This is a genomic window from Marinomonas sp. 63XJN7_7_ISO-PGPR-S23-202, from assembly GCF_056173505.1.
On the sequence record NZ_CM149677.1, the window covers coordinates 504,891 to 525,352 of the forward strand.

The 20,462-nt window shown below is 44.7% G+C and carries 18 protein-coding genes and 2 tRNA genes; 15 read left to right on the forward strand and 5 right to left on the reverse strand.

What is annotated here, in order from left to right; genetic code table 11:
- The 7 genes from AC0VYG_RS02215 to AC0VYG_RS02245 all read left to right on the forward strand — a co-directional run bounded on the left by AC0VYG_RS02215 (position 1) and on the right by AC0VYG_RS02245 (position 6,045).
- Positions 1–1,278 carry a dihydroorotase gene (locus AC0VYG_RS02215; protein ID WP_475430726.1) on the forward strand — a complete coding sequence of 426 codons (1,278 nt, stop codon included), beginning with the start codon at positions 1–3 and terminating at the stop codon, positions 1,276–1,278.
- Positions 1,279–1,416: 138 nt separating this feature from the next.
- Complete coding sequence (locus tag AC0VYG_RS02220) at positions 1,417–2,511, forward strand: GGDEF domain-containing protein (RefSeq protein ID WP_475430727.1); 1,095 nt, start codon at positions 1,417–1,419, stop codon at positions 2,509–2,511.
- 298 nt (positions 2,512–2,809) lie between these two features.
- A complete protein-coding gene (locus AC0VYG_RS02225; protein WP_475430728.1) occupies positions 2,810–3,499 on the forward strand; it encodes a YggS family pyridoxal phosphate-dependent enzyme in 690 nt (229 codons plus the stop codon).
- A 90-nt stretch (positions 3,500–3,589) separates the two neighbouring features.
- Positions 3,590–4,420 carry a pyrroline-5-carboxylate reductase gene (gene proC, locus AC0VYG_RS02230; RefSeq protein ID WP_475430729.1) on the forward strand — a complete coding sequence of 277 codons (831 nt, stop codon included), beginning with the start codon at positions 3,590–3,592 and terminating at the stop codon, positions 4,418–4,420.
- Between the two features lie 14 nt (positions 4,421–4,434).
- Positions 4,435–4,989 (forward strand): YggT family protein, encoded by a 555-nt coding sequence (locus AC0VYG_RS02235; protein WP_475430730.1) that lies wholly within the window; start codon positions 4,435–4,437, stop codon positions 4,987–4,989.
- 170 nt (positions 4,990–5,159) lie between these two features.
- On the forward strand, positions 5,160–5,651 hold the full coding sequence (gene coaD / locus AC0VYG_RS02240) for a pantetheine-phosphate adenylyltransferase (RefSeq protein WP_475430731.1): 492 nt from the start codon (positions 5,160–5,162) through the stop codon (positions 5,649–5,651).
- 142 nt (positions 5,652–5,793) lie between these two features.
- Positions 5,794–6,045 carry a YfhL family 4Fe-4S dicluster ferredoxin gene (locus AC0VYG_RS02245; protein ID WP_475430732.1) on the forward strand — a complete coding sequence of 84 codons (252 nt, stop codon included), beginning with the start codon at positions 5,794–5,796 and terminating at the stop codon, positions 6,043–6,045.
- Positions 6,046–6,160: 115 nt separating this feature from the next.
- Here AC0VYG_RS02245 and AC0VYG_RS02250 read toward each other — a convergent pair whose 3' ends face one another.
- Entirely contained in the window at positions 6,161–7,270 is a 1,110-nt protein-coding gene (locus AC0VYG_RS02250) for a potassium channel family protein (RefSeq protein ID WP_475430733.1), read from the reverse strand.
- Positions 7,271–7,335: 65 nt separating this feature from the next.
- Positions 7,336–7,806, reverse strand: coding sequence for a tRNA (uridine(34)/cytosine(34)/5-carboxymethylaminomethyluridine(34)-2'-O)-methyltransferase TrmL (gene trmL / locus AC0VYG_RS02255; protein ID WP_475430734.1), 471 nt, complete (start codon positions 7,804–7,806; stop codon positions 7,336–7,338).
- 120 nt (positions 7,807–7,926) lie between these two features.
- On the opposite strand from trmL, the gene AC0VYG_RS02260 reads away from it, so the two are divergent.
- Both AC0VYG_RS02260 and AC0VYG_RS02265 read left to right on the forward strand, forming a co-directional pair.
- Positions 7,927–8,002: transfer RNA gene (locus tag AC0VYG_RS02260), tRNA-Phe, on the forward strand.
- A gap of 82 nt (positions 8,003–8,084) precedes the next feature.
- A tRNA-Phe gene (locus tag AC0VYG_RS02265) sits at positions 8,085–8,160 on the forward strand.
- Between the two features lie 331 nt (positions 8,161–8,491).
- Here AC0VYG_RS02265 and AC0VYG_RS02270 read toward each other — a convergent pair.
- From AC0VYG_RS02270 to AC0VYG_RS02280, 3 genes are read right to left on the reverse strand one after another with little or no spacing between them, the layout of a single operon-like run.
- The gene (locus AC0VYG_RS02270; RefSeq protein WP_475430735.1) at positions 8,492–8,749 is read right to left on the reverse strand and encodes a FeoC-like transcriptional regulator; all 258 of its coding nucleotides are present in this window, start codon (positions 8,747–8,749) and stop codon (positions 8,492–8,494) included.
- The gene (gene feoB / locus AC0VYG_RS02275) at positions 8,746–11,085 is read right to left on the reverse strand and encodes a Fe(2+) transporter permease subunit FeoB (protein ID WP_475430736.1); all 2,340 of its coding nucleotides are present in this window, start codon (positions 11,083–11,085) and stop codon (positions 8,746–8,748) included. Before feoB ends, AC0VYG_RS02270 begins: the two co-directional genes overlap by 4 nt.
- A gap of 26 nt (positions 11,086–11,111) precedes the next feature.
- Positions 11,112–11,366 (reverse strand): FeoA family protein, encoded by a 255-nt coding sequence (locus tag AC0VYG_RS02280; protein ID WP_475430737.1) that lies wholly within the window; start codon positions 11,364–11,366, stop codon positions 11,112–11,114.
- A 360-nt stretch (positions 11,367–11,726) separates the two neighbouring features.
- Between AC0VYG_RS02280 and AC0VYG_RS02285 the strand changes: the two genes are divergently transcribed.
- The 6 genes from AC0VYG_RS02285 to ugpE all read left to right on the forward strand — a co-directional run bounded on the left by AC0VYG_RS02285 (position 11,727) and on the right by ugpE (position 20,459).
- Positions 11,727–13,307, forward strand: coding sequence for a methyl-accepting chemotaxis protein (locus AC0VYG_RS02285; protein WP_475430738.1), 1,581 nt, complete (start codon positions 11,727–11,729; stop codon positions 13,305–13,307).
- 269 nt (positions 13,308–13,576) lie between these two features.
- On the forward strand, positions 13,577–16,801 hold the full coding sequence (locus tag AC0VYG_RS02290; protein WP_475430739.1) for an ATP-binding protein: 3,225 nt from the start codon (positions 13,577–13,579) through the stop codon (positions 16,799–16,801).
- A 13-nt stretch (positions 16,802–16,814) separates the two neighbouring features.
- Positions 16,815–17,165 (forward strand): Hpt domain-containing protein, encoded by a 351-nt coding sequence (locus tag AC0VYG_RS02295; protein WP_475430740.1) that lies wholly within the window; start codon positions 16,815–16,817, stop codon positions 17,163–17,165.
- Between the two features lie 182 nt (positions 17,166–17,347).
- On the forward strand, positions 17,348–18,652 hold the full coding sequence (ugpB, locus tag AC0VYG_RS02300; protein WP_475430741.1) for a sn-glycerol-3-phosphate ABC transporter substrate-binding protein UgpB: 1,305 nt from the start codon (positions 17,348–17,350) through the stop codon (positions 18,650–18,652).
- 86 nt (positions 18,653–18,738) lie between these two features.
- A complete protein-coding gene (gene ugpA / locus AC0VYG_RS02305) occupies positions 18,739–19,614 on the forward strand; it encodes a sn-glycerol-3-phosphate ABC transporter permease UgpA (protein ID WP_475430742.1) in 876 nt (291 codons plus the stop codon).
- Positions 19,614–20,459 carry a sn-glycerol-3-phosphate ABC transporter permease UgpE gene (ugpE, locus tag AC0VYG_RS02310; protein ID WP_475430743.1) on the forward strand — a complete coding sequence of 282 codons (846 nt, stop codon included), beginning with the start codon at positions 19,614–19,616 and terminating at the stop codon, positions 20,457–20,459. The genes ugpA and ugpE overlap by 1 nt, the downstream gene beginning before the upstream one ends.
- Positions 20,460–20,462: the final 3 nt, after the last annotated feature.

The window sequence follows — 20,462 nt, forward strand, 5'->3', positions numbered from 1 at the left end:
ATGAAACTACGTATTCAAAATGGTCGAGTGATTGACCCAAGCCAAGACCTTGACGCCATCACCGATGTATTCATCGAAAATGAAAAAGTCGCAGCAATAGGTGAGGCGCCTGATGGCTTTGAAAACGCAGAAATTATTGATGCCACAGGCAAATGGGTATTACCCGGTTTGGTGGATCTCGCCGTGGCTTTGCGTGAGCCAGGACAAACGCAAAAAGGTAATATTGCAACGGAAGGTCGAGCGGCTGTTTCTGGCGGGGTGACAACGCTGGTGTGTCCGCCGGATACGAACCCTATTGTCGATACGTCTTCTGTGGCTGCGTTGATTCAAGATAAAGCAGATGAGGCTGGCATGGCCAATGTTTTTCCCATTGGTGCTTTAACAAAAGGTCTTGCTGGGGAACAGTTGAGTAATATGATGGCATTGACAGATGCTGGCTGTGTCGCCGTCTCTAATCATCGTCACCCGGTTGCCAACACCAAAGTGTTATCCCGAGCACTCGAATATGCGGCGACTCATGATTTACTGGTCGTATTTCATCCTGATGAAGAGAGTTTATCGGAAGGCGGTTGTGCCCATGAAGGTCTGATGTCTACCATGCATGGTTTAGCCGGTATCCCAGAAGAAGCGGAAACCATTGCTTTAATGCGGGCTTTGTTATTGGTCGAAAAAACAGGGGTTCGAGCGCATTTTGCGCGCTTATCTTGTGCAAAATCCGTTGAAATGTTAGCGGATGCAAAGGCGTCAGGGTTGGATGTGACTGCTGACGTCGCCGTACATAACTTATTGTTAACCGATCAAATACTCAGCCATTTTGATGGTCAGTATCATGTGTTGCCGCCGTTACGTGCTGATGAAGACCGTTTGACCTTGATTGAAGGTATCAAGGCGGGCGTGATTACGGCGATTTGTTCGGATCATCAACCACATGAAAAAATGGCTAAAATTGCTCCGTTTGCGGCTACTGAACCTGGTATGGCCAACGTTGAAGTATTACTACCATTGGCGATGCAGTTAATGGATGAGGGGGATTTAGACTTATCGACGTTACTGTCTTGCTTAACGTGTGGCCCTGCCAATTGCTTCGGCCTAGAAGCGGGCAGTTTGAGTGTCGGGAGCTTTGCTGATCTTATCATCTTTGACAGTACAGCACATTGGCAATGGACTCACCATAACCGTAAAACCAAAGGGCATAATTCGCCATACTTTGGTGAAACCCTGACGGGTCAAGTCATCGCCACTTTTATTTCTGGTCAGCAGGTTTACCGACTGGTATAAGGCTCTCAGCAAAGTCATCACAGGGAGAGTCAAGTGCCATTTAATCTGTAAAATTGATTGCAGTAGATTGTAAACTTATTACCGTATAGGTTAGTCTCTTTAACTTGGTTGTTAATATTAAACATTTTGGTAGTTTAAATGGTGCTCGATTCTTTTCAGTCCGATGATATTCATGCTCGTCTGCTTCAGGCGGAGAAAGAGCGTGATTTATTGAAAACATTCAATGCGAACAATGCTCAGCGTTTACTGTCAGTAGCAAGTGGTAAACCTGTGTCTTTCTTTTGGAGAGATATTCAAGCAAGCTTGCACAAAATATTGCCAGATTGTTACGGTCTTTTGCTGATCCGCAGCAAAGGAAGTCAGAGTTGGGTATTAGCCAGTCGCGATGAAAGAAACGCTGCTTTGCTTAATGCCGAAGGGCAGTTGGGTTCATTGCCACGAGCCTTAATGACGTTTTCAGAAAGCCCATCTTGCCCAAAACGACGGGAGGCAAACATTCAACTCTCTGCTGATTGGGGGCTTTGGAAAGGCTTCTTAGAGCTAAATGACTTTTCTGATGTGGTCATGTTAAATGTGCCGACCAAACAACATGATGATTATTTGATGGTCTTTTTTCAATGTCACTCTGCTGATATCAGTGATGATGTCATTGATCTAGTACTTGATGAAAGTGTGAATTGTATGAAGGCCGTGTCGCTGCGTGAATACTCTGATCGCTGCCTATTTGAAGATGGCCACCGTGACCCTAAAACGGCATTGTTGCGTCGCTACAGTTTTGAGAATAATTTTGCCATGGTGCTAAAAGATTCGCGTCGACATTTCCAGCGTGTGGCGTTGATGTCTTTAAAGTTGCATGCTCAAATTCATCAAGAGGATGCTGCGGATCTCAAAGCGTTAGCAGAGTTGATTGAGCGTACGGTACGTGATAACGATCTAGTGGCTTATTATGATGACGGCGAGTTCGTCATGGGTATTCGTATTCGTCATATGGAAGATGCGGAAGTCGTCGCTAACAAATTGATGAAGGCGTTGAGAGACCCTGAATTGGCGGCTAAAAAGCTTGTGTTGGATGGGGTTTCTATCGGTATTGCCTTTTATCCTGAACATTCTAGCTTGGACGATCTTTATCGTGCGGCCTCTTTTGCCGAGAATTCTGTGAGTGAGTCGTTTGGACATCGCTTGGAATTCCACGGTCGTGTTTATTCATCAAGTAATGATTTTTATGTTTTCTAAGTACTTTGCATTACCCTGTTTATTTGCTCTGCAATAAGCCGCGTTAGTAAACCGTGGATAGTGTAAAGGAGATCTGTTTCGAACGGGTTAAATACTTCACATCGTTACCTGATTTCCCTTCATTGCTTTTCGTCTTAGCTTTTTTTTCACCTCTAAAAAAGTGCTAATATGCACTTACACGCTTTGTCTTATGGAGAGCATCGAGCTGTGTTGCCTGTTGTATTTCGTTTAATGCCAATTTATAAGCTTGCTGTTGGATACGAACAGCCAAAAGTCCAAAAGAAACTAGGGTTTTGTTATGAATATTGAAACGAATCTTTCTCTAGTCGGTGCGCAAATCGCGCAATTAGAGCGCCAATATCAACGTGATGTTGGCAGTGTGCGTCTGCTGGCGGTGAGTAAAACTAAACCACTAGAGGCTATTCGGGAGGCATATCAGGCTGGTCAGCGTCTATTTGGTGAGAACTATGTTCAAGAAGCCGTAGAGAAACACAGTGCGTTGGCAGATCTCGTTGATATTGAATGGCACTTTATTGGGCCGATACAGTCCAATAAATCACGCGTAATTGCACAAACTATGGATTGGGTGCATACCATTGATCGTGAAAAAATAGCTCGTCGGTTAAGCGAACAACGTCCCGATGATATGCCCAAGCTAAATGTATGCATACAAGTGAATATTAGTGGCGAAGAAAGCAAATCAGGGATTTCGTTAGAGGACTTGCCGGAGATGGTTTCACTAGTAAAAAGCCTGCCAAACATACAACTTCGGGGGCTTATGGCGATTCCCGCGCCGCAAGAGGATGAAGCAAAACAAATGGCGGTTTATCGTCCATTATCTCAGGCTTACCTTGAATTGGCGTCATCAGATCGCATGATAGACACATTATCTATTGGTATGTCTGGCGATTTACCGGCGGCTATTGCATCAGGCAGTACCATGGTTCGGGTTGGAACGGCTATTTTCGGGGCTCGTGATTATACCTAATCATGGGGAGTAGTTCAGACGAGTGCTGTTGTTTTGCAGACAATGATGGTTCTCTATTATTAGACAGTGACATAAAAATTAGGAATATAAATGAAACCAACAATAGCCTTTATTGGTATTGGAAACATGGCGGGATCGATCATTGGCGGCCTTATTGCAAGTGGGTATCCTGCAAAGAAGATTCTTGGTACCTCTCGTACACAAGCTAAGCGAGAGCGTTTTGAGCAAGAATACGCAATGGTCACCCTAGCGGATAATCGCGAGGCCGTTAGCAAAGCGGATGTGGTGGTGCTTTGTGTAAAGCCTGCACAAATGCAAGAGGTGATTAGTGCCTTTGCCGATCTGGTGCGTGATGATCAAATGTTTATTTCGGTGGCCGCTGGCTTAGAGCTTAGCGGCTTAACTCGTTGGTTGGGTAAAGACGTCTCTGTGGTACGTTGTATGCCGAATACTCCATCTCAATTAGGGGCGGGGGTCTCTGGTTTAATTGCCAATGCCCATACCAGTGAGGAGCAGAAGGAATGGGTGTCCGGTGTATTTGAAAGTATAGGGGTGTCCGTCTGGGTGGAGGATGAATCGCAAATGCATGCTGTGACCGCCCTGTCCGGTAGCTCTCCTGCCTATTTTTTTCAGTTCTTGGAAGCAATGATTAAAGCGGGTAAAGAGCAAGGCTTAAGCGAAGAAACCTGCCGTCGTTTGGCGGCGAATGCTATGCTAGGCGCGGCGCGCATGGCAACGGAGCTTGAGCAGCCAATTGACCAACTACGTAAAAATATTACCTCGCCAAAGGGGACTACCGAACAAGCCCTATTGTCTTTTGAGGCATCAGGTATTGATAATATAGTCAGAACGGCCATGCTAGCTTGTATGGATCGTTCCAAAGAAATGGCTCAACTATTTTCTGGTAACGCAGACTCATAAAGAAGGATTATCTGATGACTTCAGATCCATTGATTTTTTTATTTAAGACCATTGCCAATTTGTATCTGTTTATTGTATTGCTACGCTTAGTACTGCAATTGACGCGTGCGGATTTTTATAACCCTATTAGCCAAGGCATCGTCAGAGCAACCAGCCCAGTCCTATTACCTTTGCGTAAGGTGATTCCTTCTATTGGCCGTGTCGATATGGCCTGTGTTGTATTTGCCCTGCTAGTGCAGTTTTTAACCGTTTTCGGAGTGGCATTTTTCCAAGGGGCAGCATCCACCACGCCCGTCTCTCTGTATGTGGTTTTGACAGTGGTTGGTACCCTGTATCATTTACTGGATTTGTATTTTTGGGCACTATTGATTTCGGTCATTTTAAGCTGGGTGGCACCAGCGGCAAGCCATCCGGGAGCCATGTTGGTTGCTCAGATCACCGAGCCCTTGTATCGTATGTGTCACCGTGTGATTCCAACGTTAGGTGGCTTGGATCTATCACCTATTTTCTTGTTTTTAGCCATCTCTGTCATTCAGCAGTTCTTAAGGGGATATTTCCCTGTTATTTAGACATGATACCAGGATTGGTGGTTTTTTAAGCGTGATTGGTTGCGAATGGCAGCGTAGAATTGAGAACAGGGGCGTATTCCTATATGATTCGAGCCTTGAATGGGAATCTGAGGGGCGTTGTGTCTTTTATTGGTGTCCCTTCTCCTTATAATAATTTTTGGATGAAAGCTATGAGTACGATTGCGGTTTATCCGGGTACCTTTGACCCTATTACGAACGGCCATACTGATTTGGTCGAGCGTGCGTCAAAACTGTTTCAGAAGGTTATCGTTGCCGTCGCAGCGAGCCCTAAAAAACGTCCGGTACTGTCGCACGAAGTACGTATTGCTTTGGCGGAAAAAGTATTGGGTCATTTGCCAAATGTGGAGATTGTTGGCTTCGATAACTTATTGACTGAGTTTACGCGCTCGGTCAATGGCAAAGTGGTGGTGCGTGGTTTACGTGCGGTATCGGACTTCGAATACGAGTTCCAGTTAGCCAATATGAATCGTGCTATTGCGCCCGATGTGGAAAGTATTTTCCTTACGCCATCGGAAAAACACTCTTATATTTCGTCAACTCTGGTGCGCGAAATTGCGTCATTAAATGGGGATTTCGGACAATTTGTTAACCCTGAAGTTGAGCGTGTTCTTAAAGAACATTATTTAACAATGAAGCGATAGGTTGCCGATTTATTCGTCACTTTAGGTCGGCAGTAAGTTGGCTACTCTATAATATAGAAAGTGGTGTATTTCCCTTTCTTTGGCTTTTTGCCTTGTTTGGATTTATGGCTGGTTTATATCGGCTGATAGTTAGGAGAGAATCATGTCTCTGATCATTACTGATGAATGCATTAACTGTGATGTCTGTGAGCCTGAATGCCCAAATGAGGCTATTTCGCAAGGCGATGAGATCTATGTTATTGATCCCCAAAAATGTACGGAATGCGTGGGCCATTATGATGAACCCCAGTGTCAGCAAGTGTGTCCTGTAGACTGCATTCCATTGGACCCGAATAACAAAGAATCAGAAGAAAAGTTGATGGAAAAGTATTTAGCACTGACCGGCCAGCTCTAAATTTTCTGTATTGTTCTTTAATAAAAAAGCTCGATCATCACGGTCGAGCTTTTTTATGCTGGTTTGATTGTATTAACCGTTGTCAAAACCCTCCTTAGATGCCCTTATGGGCTCTCTACACTGCGTTTTCAAAAAATGTCAGCAACTGCTCAGGGGAGGGGATATTTAGCTCGTCTCCGACTAACAGAATCAATGAGCGAGCGTGAATGCTTTCGGTTGTGCTTGGGTGAGTGATGATCTGGCCGTGCTGATTTTCATAACCAAGCGCGGTACCAATGTTGTTCTGAATTAAACAAGTGACTATTTGCGCCCAAGTAAAGCCCTCTAAATTAACCTCCAAACGAATCGTATGGTCGCCTTCATAGCGGAATAGGTTTTCAAGTACTTGCTCTGTACCTGGGGCAATCAAAGAACGCACCAGCATCTCTGGATAGGCTCGCATAGGGCGAATCACTGCGTTGGCGCCAGCGCTTCTGAAACGCTGGCGATTTGAATCATCGATGGCTTCCGCGAGGACAAACGCTGAGCAGCCTATTTCTTTTAGGCGATGCAATATATCAAAGGTTTGGCTGTCGCAGTGGTCATCATGGGGGTCTGAACAAAGCACAATAATGTATTTCGCTTTATCGGCGCCAGCGGATAGTAACTTGCCCTCTTTCGTTGCCTCGCCCGTATGGTGTACCACACCGCGAGATCGTAAGCTCATGGGGAGGCCATCGGGGTAGGCTTTAGTGAGGATCTGGATGGGAACTTCGCTTAGTTCAGGTGTATTACAGACTTGCGAAACAAGCAGTTTAAGATAGCGTGATGCATCACTGCTTGGGGTGTTGATAATCAACAAATGGTCCTGCATTGTATTCCACTCCATATGACCTTTGATGCGCATTTCTTTTTTAGAGATTCTTAGCTCCACATAATCACTAGCAATTTGTGCCAGTAGCGTAATGCCGATTCCATATATCAGCACTATTGTAAAGAACTGTCCCCAGAAGGTAGTTGGAGACAAATCCCCATAGCCTGTCGTACTGGCAGACGTCATTGTCAGCCAAAATGCTTGCCACCAATTCAGGTGTTCGAAATGATTCATGGCTAAGCTATGCAAGCCAATCACACAAGCGAATAGAATCAGCCTTTTTTGCATGTCCTTAGTGGCATGCAAATGGACCTTTTTGCGATACTGCCGTCGTGTGTTGTTACGTCTAAGAAGTAGACCTAAGGTATTCATACTATCCTTTTATAATGCATTGGGACCGGTATGCGGCGGTTGTGTTTGCGACTTGATTATGGGTCTTATTCATCGGTTGGCATGGCATAATCTAATTGCCGCCAAGATTCATAGACCATTACCGCCACCGTATTGGACAGATTAAGACTGCGTGAATTGGCTTGCATTGGCAAGCGTAAACGCTGGTTTGTTGGCAGTGCTTCAATGAACGCCGCTGGCAAACCTCTGGTTTCTGGGCCAAAGACCAATACATCATTGGCTTTGAACTTGGCTTCACTATGAGTGTGGCTGCCTTTTGTGGTCAGTGCGTAGATTGTGCCTATGGTATTTTGTGCCAGAAAATCATCAAAATTTGCGTAACGCTTCAGGTTAGCAAACTCGTGATAATCCAACCCAGCCCGCCGGAGTTTTTTGTCTTCCAGATCAAACCCTAGAGGCTCGATTAAATGAAGCTGATAACCCGTATTGGCACATAAACGTATCACATTGCCAGTGTTAGGTGGGATCTCGGGTTGATAGAGTACGATATGCAGCATGGTATTATCTCCTTGATATACCGAGATAATACCAGACCAATAGGGAAAACTAAGTTTTTTTAATTTTTTTAGGAAAAACTATTGACCCTAAAGAAGGTTTCTCTATAATACGCCCCACTTGCCCAGATAGCTCAGTCGGTAGAGCAGAGGATTGAAAATCCTCGTGTCGGTGGTTCGATTCCGCCTCTGGGCACCACGATAAAGAAGGCCAGCTAAATTAGCTGGCTTTTTTTCGTCTGGGAGCCTTATTTTCTATATCATTGGTTCCTGTCTGTTAAGCCCAGATAGCTCAGTCGGTAGAGCAGAGGATTGAAAATCCTCGTGTCGGTGGTTCGATTCCGCCTCTGGGCACCACAAAAAAGAAAGCCTGTTTGACGATAGCGATTAAACATCAGTCAACATCATCATTTCCTTGTTTAGTATTCCCTCTGAATGACATGTTGGACACCTTGACGTCCGCCACTACAACCTTTGTTCCTGGGGATGCTGATATCAAGAGTTCACTATACCGGATAATTTAAAATCGGCAGGAAAGCACTATCAAAACATTGTGGCACAAGTATCTCTTAACTATGGTCGTGTAGACCAAGTTGATTGTTATCTTGATTAGAAAGGATGGTATTGGCGATTCATAAAGTAACCAATGACACACTAGGTTACGTATGAATCACCATAGCATGAAGGTTTAAGCGTCACCACACCACTGGTACTGAGTAACGTTGGAAGTGGTGGAGCAACTGCCACCTGAACACCCCCCACAACCACCACTGGAGCAGCCTCCAGAGCCGCCACGAGCAGATGGTCTTACTAAACCTCGTTTCTGCCAGTGATCGAGAGCTTTCTCGACCATGGCAATAGACAATTTAAGTTGGTGAGCAAGTTCAGGTGCGTTAGAGGTTTGTCGTTGCTGCATTAAGTCTCGTACTGCAAATAACAAATTCATAATAATTTCTCCTGTACTTGGCTGGACTGTTCTTGATATTTACCAAAGATCTTTAAACCGATAATCAGCAACACGAAGGCCAAGACAATACTTAAGCACCAAGCAATGGATTTTTGCGGGTGGTCAGCATAGTTGCCCAACTGATAAACGAGGGTGCCTCCTGCCCAGCCTAATGCGACCCCATAGATGGATGAGAAAATCATCCATCCCCAGCCTACTTCCCGACGCAGTGCGCCCATAGTGCTGGCACAGGGCATATAGAGTAGGACAAACACCATATAGGACAATGCTGATAAGGATGTAAATCCTGCCGCCAGAGCTTTCAAGGTATCACTGCTGGCACCAGAAGCCTGACGGGCATTAGTAGTGCTGCTTAAGCTAGAGATGCCGAGCGGATCGTCAAGGGATGCAAAAAATGTCTTGGCGTTGGCTGGAATGGTCTCCAATGCGCCTTTTAATTCTCCCCAGATATCCGGATTACGAAACTGAGCCATATTGTCTTCCGTACCTTGGCGCTGATAGATACCGTTTAAGGTACCGATAACAATTTCTTTTGCTGCTGCGCCGGCAATCAACCCAGATACAGCAGGCCAATTGTCTTTTTGTATCCCCATGGGCTCAAAAATTGGCACGATAGCACGGCTGCCTTGGGCCAGTAGAGAATGATCGATGTCTGTTGCCACGAGTTTACCGTTATGCCAGCCAATACCAGGCAAAATGAACAACACCAGTCCGATCACAGTAATGACTCGACCGACCCGAAACATGAAGACTTTCAAGCGATGCCAGCTTTGCAGTAACACACTGCGAACACTTGGCAAGCGGTAAGGGGGTAGCTCCATCACAAAGGCTTGCGGGCGACCGGTTAACGCGGTTTTTCCCAATAGCAAAGCCGTCAGAAATGCCACGGCAATACCAATTACATAAAGTAAAAACACCACTTGCCCGCCATTTTCTCGGAAAAATACCACGGCAAATGCCATATAAATGGTGAGCCTTGCTGAACAGGACATAAAAGGCTGCATTAATATGGTTAAGATACGGCCTCTGGGGTCTTCAATAATGCGAGCTCCCATAATGGCTGGTACATTGCAGCCAAAGCCAATTATCATGGGCACTAAGGTGTTGCCAGGCAATCCCACTCGACGCATCAGGCGATCCATGGCATAGGCCGCCCGGGCCATGTACCCAGAGTCATCCAATAAGGCGAGAAACAAAAAGGTTAAGCCAATTGGTGGGATAAAGGTAATTACCAGATTTAAGCCGCCGCCAATACCGCCAGCTACCACTGCAACAATCCAATTCGGCAGACCCATCAAATAGAGTACATGGCCCACGCCATGGATGAGAAGTGCTGATGAAGCCTGGTCAAAAAAGTCGAGTAGAATGTTGCCACCGCTGTAACTGACCACAAATACTAGATAAAGCACCAACAAAAAGATGGGTACCCCTAGCCAGTCATTGAGTACTAGATTATCTAGAAAAGCAGTGATTTTTTGTCGAGTGGAGCTTGCTTTGCCTTTACTGAAAGCCAGCTCGGCGGTTTCCATTGTCCAGCCAAACCTCGCCGAAGCTATCATGTCGGGGGCTTCTTCCTGGGTCTGGTTCTTAATCTTCTGACGATGGTGGTCCAGTGTCTGTTGAACTTTTTCGCTGGTTGGAATAGCCATTCCTTCCAGCAAACGTAATGCTGCAAAACGTTTACGAGCTGGATTGGGGATATCCAGAGTATCACACAGAGCTTCTATCGCCTCCTGAGTATGGGGGTCATAGCTTATGTTTTGCCCTACTTTAGGCGAGTGTAATACTTTATCAATTGTCTCAAGTAGCGTTTCTAACCCCTGTCCCTTACGCGCCACCATGGGCACTACAGGTAAACCAAGGCGTTTCGTTAACGCCTTCACCTCTGCGATGAGCCCCATTGCGTTGGCCTCATCGATCATATTGAGCACCATGATCATGGGCTTATTCATTTCCAGAAGTTCAGCCGTCATCGCCAGATGACGTTCAAGATTAGAAGCATCAACGATATTGATAATAATATCGACCGAGCCATCCAACAGAAAATCACGCGCTACCGCCTGATCGGCACTGCCACCGCCTAACAGACTATAGACACCAGGAAGATCGAAGACGGACGCTTTTATGCCCTTGGCATTGAGCTTACCGGAGCGTTTTTCGACAGTCACACCAGGCCAGTTACCAATACGTTGATTGGCACCTGTGAGAAGGTTAAATAAGGTGGTTTTTCCGCAATTTGGATTACCCGCCAATGCAATAACTGGCTCACCCATTTGCGTTGGCTGACCATTGGAACTACAACAAGATGCACTCATCTCAATATACCTTACAAGGATTGTTATTATACAGGAACGACTTCTATCTGCTCTATCACTTCCTTGCCAAGTGCGATGCGGGCACCATCCACATGAACCACCGCCCCTCGATGACCTGGGCCATGCACTATTTTAAATTGCTTCCCTTTGCGTAATCCCAACATATTAATACGTTGAATATCGTCGCTGGTGCCATGTATTGCGACTATGACGGCGGGCTGTCCCAAATCAAGCTGACTGAGTTTTTTGATATTGGGTTGGTTATTTTGTACTGCTGACATAAAACTAACTCCGGATACAAGTTATAGCCACCGTTTTAGGAATGATTATGATTTACTCGTTTTTTATCTTTGTCAAGTTGATATGATAATGGTTCTTTTTACGTATCCTTGATATTTGTCGTATTTACTAGGGTTTATGTATTCGTTTTTCCAAATGGCGTGACAGTGTTATTGACTGGTTTGTGTCCAAGTATTTATTTTTATTAGGCTTTCCTTCTTTTTAGATGTGTCAGAAAATAACATTTTCAATAATGAAATTTTGCTGTTTTTTTACAAAAACGTCATATACGTTTTGTAACATTCTCCTGAAAAAATAAGAGCGATTTTTCATCGCTCTATGTTGATCAATTGGAGAAGCATGTGAACATTAACAAAAAGATGTGGGTTCTTTCTGGAGTGACGGCCATCAGTATTATTTTGGTTGGCGTCTTCGCAGCCTATATTCTCTCTTCGTTGAGGACGGATTTTGATCATTATAAATCGCAAATTGCGACGTCTCAGCATTTGTTTGAGATGAAGGCGACTGGGTTGTCTGTAGCAAAAGGGGATCCTATTCTGCCTTCTACCAAAACGGCCCTTGATGCGGCGAATGTTAAGATCAATGCGTTGTTGAAGACGATTGAAGCCTCTCATGTGATTGATGAGAAGAAAGTAAAGCTTTTAAAGCAGATTAAGCCTCTGTGGGCGGAGTATTTTAAGCAGTTCAATAGCGCCATTAATATGGCTCAAGATAGCCCTCAAGATGCGCTGCAAATACCGGACTCTATTTATGGTTTGTATTTGGTGCCGATGATTCATAATATCGACCAATTGGTTAAGGAAAATCAAGGGCTTGAGTCTTCATCAGACAGCGTCATTTCAAAACAGATGGCGATGATTTTGTGGTTGATTTTGACACCCTTGGTTGTGGGTGGTTTGTTTGTTATTGCCAGTCAGCGTTTGTTAGCACGAGATCTGAGAAAGCGTGTGTTTCGCATGTTGGATGTGGTGACGTTTTTAGAACGTGGTGATTTGACGAGGCGTTTGCCAGTAGAAGGACGGGATGAGTTGTCTTCTATTGCATCGTCTGTGAATGGGTTTGTTGATAAAACCCATTCTATTTTATGTCAGGTGCGTGAAAGTACAAGTGATGTGTCTCATGCGGCTTCTGAATTGTTTGATGCGTCGGCTCATGTGGCGAACAGTGCCAGCTCTCAGAATGAGGCGGCGTCTTCTGTGGCGGCGACGGTTCAGCAACTTGCAGTGAGTATTGGTCAGGTAACGGAGCACGCTAAAAGTGCGCAGTCTTTTTCTGTGCAATCTGGTGAACTGTCAACACAAGCGGGCGGGGTTGTACTATCGGCAACCAATGAAATGAATAAAATTTCTGAATATTCTCGTGGTTCGTCCACGTTGATTAAAGAGCTAGAAGATCGGTCCAGTGATATTTCTAATATTATGCAGGTGATCAAAGATGTCGCGGATCAAACCAATCTGTTGGCCCTCAATGCGGCGATAGAGGCAGCGAGAGCGGGAGAGCAAGGGCGTGGATTTTCCGTGGTGGCAGATGAAATTCGGAATTTGGCGATGCGAACCACTCAGTCGACCAGTGAAATTGCCCAGATTGTCGGGCAAATACAAGAAGCAACAGAGGCAGTGTCGCTTAGTATGGAGTCTGGTCTTCAGCGGGTTGAGCAAGGTGTGTTGCTTGCGCAACAGGCAGGTCAATCCATGAACGATGTGACAGACAGTACCGCAAAGGTAGAAGAATCCATTGATTATATTTGCAATGCGTTGACTGAACAGAATCATGCCAGTGATGATATTGCCAGAAAAATTGATCGTATCGCGATGATTATCCGTGAAGACGCTGAGTCTGCCAAGAATACGGTTGAAACAGCCAAAAAGTTAGACGGATTATCAGGTACTCTGAATACCGCGGTGAGTCAGTTCCAGTTGTAACGATTTCCTTGATGCCTTTTTTGTAAGGGAACCTTCCTTTAAGCGAATGCTTATCTTACGGTGTCGTCGGATAAGCATCTCGTGTTTTTATCATTCGATGTGTTTGCATCCATAGATCATTATTTTTATTACATAATGTAACGATTATCAGGGTCATGAGTAGGATTCTTTGACTATTCTTAGCATTAAGACAGTCGATCCGTTTGATATGGATATAACCTTTCTATGCTTTATTATTTAAAGACCTCTTCTGGATAAAGTGGTGCACTATGTTTAAAGGAATAGTCGTTGTTGTTGTCACTGCGCTAATGTACTGGATTCTAGGTGTATTGGGGTTAATGGTTGCGATTCCGCCTGGTTATGCAACCATTATTTGGCCTGCTTCTGGTGTGGCTTTAGTTGCTGCGATGTTTTTTCCTCGAGCCGGCCTATGTGGGGTGTTTCTCGGCTCTTTTCTCGTCAATGCATCCGCTACTTGGTACAACCTTAATATATTTGCTGTGCTTTTACCTGCAGCCATTGCGTGTGGGGCAACCCTACAGGCGGCGTTTGGAGCCTGGTTAGTACGTCGTTATGTAGGTATTCCGTTCGCTTTCCATCGGGTGGATCTGGTATTGCGTTTTGTCTTTCTAGCTTGTGTTTTGTCCACATTGATTGGTGCTACGGTCGGTTCTTTCTCCTTACTGTATTTTAATGTCATTGCCTGGGACAGCTTTTGGATTAACTGGCTTGGCTGGTGGGTAGGAGATTCCATTGGTACGCTGGTCATTGTGCCTTGGTTTGCCGTGCTATTCCCGCGCTATTTTGGTAATTATTTTCAGCATCCCTTTAGCTTAATGGCGGGTCTGGTTTTTATTCTTATCGTCACGGCAGGCTTATCGCTTGGGGTGAGTGAGTTTGAAGAGAATAAGCAGGCTAAAGAGTTTCGAGCGAACGCTGAATTGCTGGAAATTTCTTTAAATAACCGAATTAAGAACAGTGTTGATTTGCTTTATGGCGTCGCAGGATTTGCGCGAGGCAGTGAATCGATAACCGCAAAAGAGTTTGATCGTTATGCCGCAAATGCCATGTCGCGAGATGACTCTTTTTTAGGGGTTTCACTCAATTATTCGGTGGATGGGATGTCGATACCAGCCTTTGAGCGAGACATTCAAAAAAGTTACCCCAATTTAGAATTTCGAGTCAAAGAGAAAAGTTCGTCGGGTAAGTTGGTAAATGCAACGCCCCGAAAACGTCATATTGTGGTCACCTATGTGGTGCCTAGAGAAAAAAACAAAGCTGCGATTGGTTACGATGTTTATTCTCAGGAAAGTAGGCGAGAGGCGATTGATAAAGCGATCAAACTCAAACAAGCCTACCCAACTGAACCGATTAATTTGGTTCAGGGAGCTAAAGGCGTTCTGCTGTTTTTGCCATTTTTCAACGAGGAGACCGGGACTTTTTTAGGCGTAGCGACAGCGGTGATTGGTTTGGATGTACTGACTAAAGAGATAGTGAACCGAGGATTATTGCCAAATACTGAGCTGTATCTGGTGGATATGAAAGGAGCAAATGGAACCCCCATCTTAGTGACTCGCAGTGCATCAGCCAATTTGCCTTTAGAGACCATGATCTCGCGTTTCAACAAGGGGGACTTTGGGCAGGCGGTTGCTCATGATGTGAAAGTTGGTGAAAAACGTTGGCGTTTATTCCAAGTTAGCGAGAGTCGTTTTTATAAGCAGCCTTGGGGTGTGCAATTTGTGCTGGTATGTGGCTTTTTAGTGGCGGGTATTCTTGTTTGGTTTTTGCTGATGGTCAGTAGTCAGATGTCTGAAATTGAAAGCCTCGTTCGCCGCCGCACACAGGATCTTTTGGAGGCAAACCGTTCACTCAAGGCGTCAGAGTTGGCTCACAGTAAAGCGAAGCATGAAGCGGAAGAAGCGAATCAGGCAAAGAGTCTGTTTTTAGCCAATATGAGCCATGAAATCCGTACACCGCTCAACGGTGTGATTGGTTGTTTGTCATTAATGCTGAACACCGAGTTACGTCCAGAGCAAAAAAATCTGGCGAATTTATCCCGTCAAAGTGCAGAAGCTTTATTGGAATTGATCAATGATATTTTGGATTTATCCAAAATCGAAAGTGGCAGCATTGTATTGGATGAGGAATTATTTGATCTAAGAGAGCTGGTTGAAGAAGTGAGCCAGCTGTTGGTCTTCAGGGCTCAAGAAAAAGCTATTGAATTTAATGTGCCAGCGGTTCTTATTCCTCATGTGTCTATTTTTGCTGATCGATTACGGGTCAAGCAAGTGATCATGAATTTATTGGGTAATGCCATTAAATTTACTTCGCAGGGTGAAGTAAATCTATATATACACCTTGAGCCTCTAAATGAGGGAACTTGTGAGTTAAGCGTTAAAGTGTCTGATACTGGTATAGGTATCAATCAGGCGCTGAGAAAGAACTTATTCCAACGCTTTAAACAAGCGGATAATTCGACGACTCGAAAATTTGGTGGGACGGGGTTAGGTCTAGCCATTAGTAAAAGTATTGTTGAATTAATGGGAGGGAGTATTGGTGTTGATTCCCAAGAAGGTAAAGGCTCTACCTTTTGGTTTAATGTGATTGTGCCGTTTGAGCCTAAAGGGAAGGAGAGTGACGTCGATTTCCCACAACGTTCGGCGATATTGGTTTATCGCAATGATGTTGGGCGTGACTACGTTGCTTCTTTACTTCAAGAAATAGGGGTAGGTGTAATGGTGCTTAACGACATAGCACCGCTTTTAGACGAGGATTCTGATGTGTCTAAGCAGTCTTTAAAGCCAGAATACAATATTCTTTTATTGGATGATGCGCTTTACGAAAAAGCCTCTAAAGAGGATCGCGCTATACTTCAGGCGTTTTATAAGCAAAGAAAACTGACCTGCATTTTATTGCAAAATTATTCCGACGAAAATTTCGAGCCAGACATGACCGTGCTTCATAAGCCCGTATTTAGCCATAAACTAACCCAATCTTTAACACAAATGCTGATTTCGCAGTCGACAGATGAGGTGGCTCAGGAGCAGACAGACTTGGTTCCCGACGGTTCGACAGATAGTGGGCTTGATCAAACACCGGAAATTCATGCCAAGATATTGGTAGTAGAAGACAATTTTACCAATCAGGTTGTTGCTAAAGGGTTGCTGGGTCAGTTAGGGGTTGAGGTTGATATCGCTAATAATGGTGAAGAAGCGCTGACTAAATTGCAGCATACCCATTATGATTTGATTTTTATGGATTGCCAGATGCCTATTATGGATGGCTATCAGGCGACGGGGCGAATTCGCCAGTTAGATACAGGTAAAACAGCGAGAAACGTTCCCATTGTTGCCTTAAGCGCCAATGCGATGAAAGGAGATAAGTTGGTTTGCCTTGAGGCCGGAATGGATGATCATATTGCTAAGCCGATTGATAAAGGTGAGTTGTTGACAGTATTGGAAAAGTGGTTGCCACATGCAAAAGTAGAAAAATAGGAGAACAGAAGTCATGGTAGAAATAACGGTGTTTGATCTCGAAGACTTTAAAAATCGCATGGCGAGCAGCGATGAGCTGATGGCGTTAGTGGCAGCTGAATTTTTAAGAGAGGCGGCTTATTTGGTTTCTCAACTAGAGGCGAGTATTCAAGCTGAAGATTGGTTGCAGGTGGCGCAAATTGCTCATCGTTTGAAAGGAGCTTGTGCCGAGGTGTCTGGACAGGCGATGACGGAAGATGCAAGGGCAATTGAGTTTGCCGCTAAGGAAGGTGATACACCTGCCATCTCAGGGCTTTATTTGGTATTAACATCTCATTATGGTGCTCTCAGAGATGAATTATCCGATTTTTTAACAGTAAAATGAAATAAAGTTGTTACCGCTTTTTTTGGGCTTTTTGTGGTGTGTTTTGCCTAATTTTATGGTTTTTTAGCGTGGTTTTGTTGATTTTTCTTTGCGTAATCAGAATTTCTGTCATATAACGGAAATAATTTGTCTCTATTTTATTGGCAGACTTTAAACAAACCAATGGTGTGAGGAATCATGAAATGCGTAAATTAACGCTAGCAATGGCCGTTTTAGGCCTGTCTCTTTCTGGTTCGAGCTTTGCTACCACGGAGATTCAATGGTGGCATGCAATGGGTGGGGCTAATGGCCAAGAGCTAAATAAGATTGTTAAAGAATTTAACGATTCTCAAGATAAGTACAAAGTTGACCCTGTGTTTAAAGGGAATTATACAGAAACCATGACCTCTGCTATTGCGGCATTTCGTGCCCATAAGCAACCTGCCATTGTGCAAGTTTTTGAAGTGGGTACGGCCAGTATGATGGCGGCAAAAGGTGCCATTTACCCTGTCTACCAATTGATGAAAGACACCCACGAGCCGTTCAACCCGAAAGATTATCTCAGTTCCATCACTGGCTATTATTCCGACTTAAAAGGCAATATGCTGTCGATGCCGTTTAATAGCTCAACACCGGTTCTTTACTACAATAAAGACATGTTTAAAAAAGCTGGCATTAGTTCACCTCCAAAAACGTGGGAAGAAGTGGCAGCCGATTCTAAAAAACTGCTAGCGAACGGTGCTAAATGTGGTTTCACCACTGGCTGGCAATCTTGGGTACAACTAGAAAACCTCAGTGCTCGACATAATGTTCCTTTTGCCTCAAATGACGATGGTTTTTCAGGCATAAAGGGCACCAAGTTGTTGTTCAATGGCCCTCTTCAAGTGATGCATATCACCAAAATGCACGAATGGCAAAAGAGCGGTATTTTTAAATATGGTGGCCGTCGTAGTGACAGTGTGCCTATGTTTTATAGCCAACAGTGTGCCATGTATACAGGCTCCTCTTCTGCTTATGGTGGCATGGTGAAAAATACGAAGTTTGACTTTGGTGTATCATCTTTGCCGTACTGGGCGAGTGAAGTGAAAAAGCCGAGTAATACGATTATCGGCGGGGCGTCATTGTGGGTTCTTAGAGGCAAATCTAAAGAGCAGTACAAAGCGGTTGCCGCGTTTCTGCACTTCTTGTCGTCACCAAAAATCCAAGCAGAATGGCACCAGTTTACGGGTTACTTGCCCATTACTCATGCCGCTTATGAGCTGACCAAGAAAGAAGGTTTCTACAAAACTCATCCTGGTACAGACGTGGCGGTACTTCAGATGACAGCGAGTAAGCCAACGGTGAATTCTCGTGGCTTGCGCTTGGGTAATTTTGTGCAAATTCGCGATGTGATCAACAGTGCTTTGGAAAGTGTCTGGAGCGGCCAAGCAACACCTCAAGCGGCTCTGAATACTGCGGTAGAGCGTGGTGATGTCTTGCTACGTAAATTCGCGAGAGCTCACCAGTAAAATAAACCTTACTCTACTGGGTGTTTGTCATCCCCATCGGCGAAAGTCGGTGGGGATGTTGATGTTTGAATTGACCGAGCGATGCTATGTCCGTTTATTTTCCGCAAAAAAAGTTGCCTTATCTTCTGGTTTTACCCCAGCTTATCATTACGGCTATCTTCTTTCTGTGGCCAGCAGGCCAAGCGTTTAAACAAGCGTTTTATCGAGAAGATGCGTTTGGTTTGAGCCAAACCTTTATTGGTTTTGGAAACTTTATCGACCTTTTTCAAAACCCGCTTTATTACAAATCCATGGGAGTGACCATGGTGTTCAGTTTTTCTGTTGCTTTTTTCGGTATTGCTATCGCCCTATGGTTAGCGGTGATGGCAGACCGTGTGATTCGCGGGAAAATGGTCTATCAAACCTTGTTGGTCTGGCCCTATGCTGTGGCACCGGCTCTTGCTGGGGTATTATGGTGGATTTTATTTGACCCCAATATTGGACCTATTGCGTTGTTTTTGGATCGTATTGGTATCCATTGGAATCACTTTTTAAATGGCGATCAGGCCATGATATTGGTGGTGATTGCGGCGACCTGGAAACAAATCAGTTACAACTTCTTATTTTTCCTGGCTGGTCTGCAAGCCATTCCGCGCTCTTTGATTGAAGCAGCCGCCATTGATGGAGCCAGTCCGTTTAAGCGGTTCTGGGATATTGTGTTTCCCTTGTTGTCACCCACCACCTTCTTTTTGTTAGTGGTGAATCTGGTTTATGCCTTTTTTGATACGTTTGGTGTGATTGATACCACGACTCAAGGTGGGCCAGATGGTAGTACCAATACCTTGGTATATAAAGTGTTTAAAGACGGCTTTATCGGCTTAGACATTGGTGGCTCGGCGGCTCAATCGATTGTGTTAATGGCCATTGTTGGCTTGATGACCGTGGTTCAGTTCCGTTTTATTGAGCGTAAGGTGCAATACTAATGATCGAAAATCGTCCTTGGCTCAAATTGTTTAGCCATTTTATTCTTGTTGCTGGCGTAGTGATTGTGGCCTTGCCTGTGTGGGTGGCGTTGGTCGGTTCGACACAATCGGCAGGCAGCTTTGCCGACAGTGTGCCTCTGTGGTTTGGTGATCAAGGGGTACAGAACTGGAGTCATGTGTTGTTTCATGCGGCAGGCAGTACCCTACAGATTCCTGTTTGGCACTTGTTGTTAAACTCGATGATTATGGCACTGGGTATTACCTTTGGAAAAATCGCCATCTCGATGATTTCGGCCTATGCCATTGTGTTTTTTCGCTTTCCGTTTCGCTCGCTGATTTTCTGGGTGATATTTATTACCTTGATGTTACCTGTGGAAGTGCGGATTGTGCCGACCTATCAAGTCATTGCCGATCTTAATATGCTGAATTCATACAGTGGTTTGATTTTGCCCATGATTGCCAGTGCCACCGCGACATTCCTGTTTCGTCAATGTTTTATGTCCATGCCTGGTGAACTAGTGGAAGCGGCTCGTATTGATGGTGCTGGCCCGATTCGCTTCTTTTTCGATATTTTATTGCCCATGTCCCGTACCAATATCGCGGCCATGTTTGTGATTATGTTTATTTATGGGTGGAACCAATATCTATGGCCCTTGATCATTACCACAGACGATACTTATTACACCTTGGTGATGAGTATTAAGAATATGTTGTCTGTCCCAGATGGGGACATTGAATGGAATAACGTGATGGTGACCACTCTATTGGCGATGATTCCCCCTGTGGCCGTGGTGATTGGTATGCAGAAATTGTTTGTAAAAGGCTTGGTTGACGCGGAGAAGTAAGCA

Coding starts and splice junctions, on each gene's coding strand:
- AC0VYG_RS02215 (WP_475430726.1), top strand. CDS start 1: ATGAAACTACGTATTCAAAATGGTCGAGTGATTGACCCAAGCCAAGAC.
- AC0VYG_RS02220 (WP_475430727.1), top strand. CDS start 1,417: ATGGTGCTCGATTCTTTTCAGTCCGATGATATTCATGCTCGTCTGCTT.
- AC0VYG_RS02225 (WP_475430728.1), top strand. CDS start 2,810: ATGAATATTGAAACGAATCTTTCTCTAGTCGGTGCGCAAATCGCGCAA.
- proC (WP_475430729.1), top strand. CDS start 3,590: ATGAAACCAACAATAGCCTTTATTGGTATTGGAAACATGGCGGGATCG.
- AC0VYG_RS02235 (WP_475430730.1), top strand. CDS start 4,435: ATGACTTCAGATCCATTGATTTTTTTATTTAAGACCATTGCCAATTTG.
- coaD (WP_475430731.1), top strand. CDS start 5,160: ATGAGTACGATTGCGGTTTATCCGGGTACCTTTGACCCTATTACGAAC.
- AC0VYG_RS02245 (WP_475430732.1), top strand. CDS start 5,794: ATGTCTCTGATCATTACTGATGAATGCATTAACTGTGATGTCTGTGAG.
- AC0VYG_RS02250 (WP_475430733.1), bottom strand. CDS start 7,270: ATGAATACCTTAGGTCTACTTCTTAGACGTAACAACACACGACGGCAG.
- trmL (WP_475430734.1), bottom strand. CDS start 7,806: ATGCTGCATATCGTACTCTATCAACCCGAGATCCCACCTAACACTGGC.
- AC0VYG_RS02270 (WP_475430735.1), bottom strand. CDS start 8,749: ATGAATTTGTTATTTGCAGTACGAGACTTAATGCAGCAACGACAAACC.
- feoB (WP_475430736.1), bottom strand. CDS start 11,085: ATGAGTGCATCTTGTTGTAGTTCCAATGGTCAGCCAACGCAAATGGGT.
- AC0VYG_RS02280 (WP_475430737.1), bottom strand. CDS start 11,366: ATGTCAGCAGTACAAAATAACCAACCCAATATCAAAAAACTCAGTCAG.
- AC0VYG_RS02290 (WP_475430739.1), top strand. CDS start 13,577: ATGTTTAAAGGAATAGTCGTTGTTGTTGTCACTGCGCTAATGTACTGG.
- AC0VYG_RS02295 (WP_475430740.1), top strand. CDS start 16,815: ATGGTAGAAATAACGGTGTTTGATCTCGAAGACTTTAAAAATCGCATG.
- ugpB (WP_475430741.1), top strand. CDS start 17,348: ATGCGTAAATTAACGCTAGCAATGGCCGTTTTAGGCCTGTCTCTTTCT.
- ugpA (WP_475430742.1), top strand. CDS start 18,739: ATGTCCGTTTATTTTCCGCAAAAAAAGTTGCCTTATCTTCTGGTTTTA.
- ugpE (WP_475430743.1), top strand. CDS start 19,614: ATGATCGAAAATCGTCCTTGGCTCAAATTGTTTAGCCATTTTATTCTT.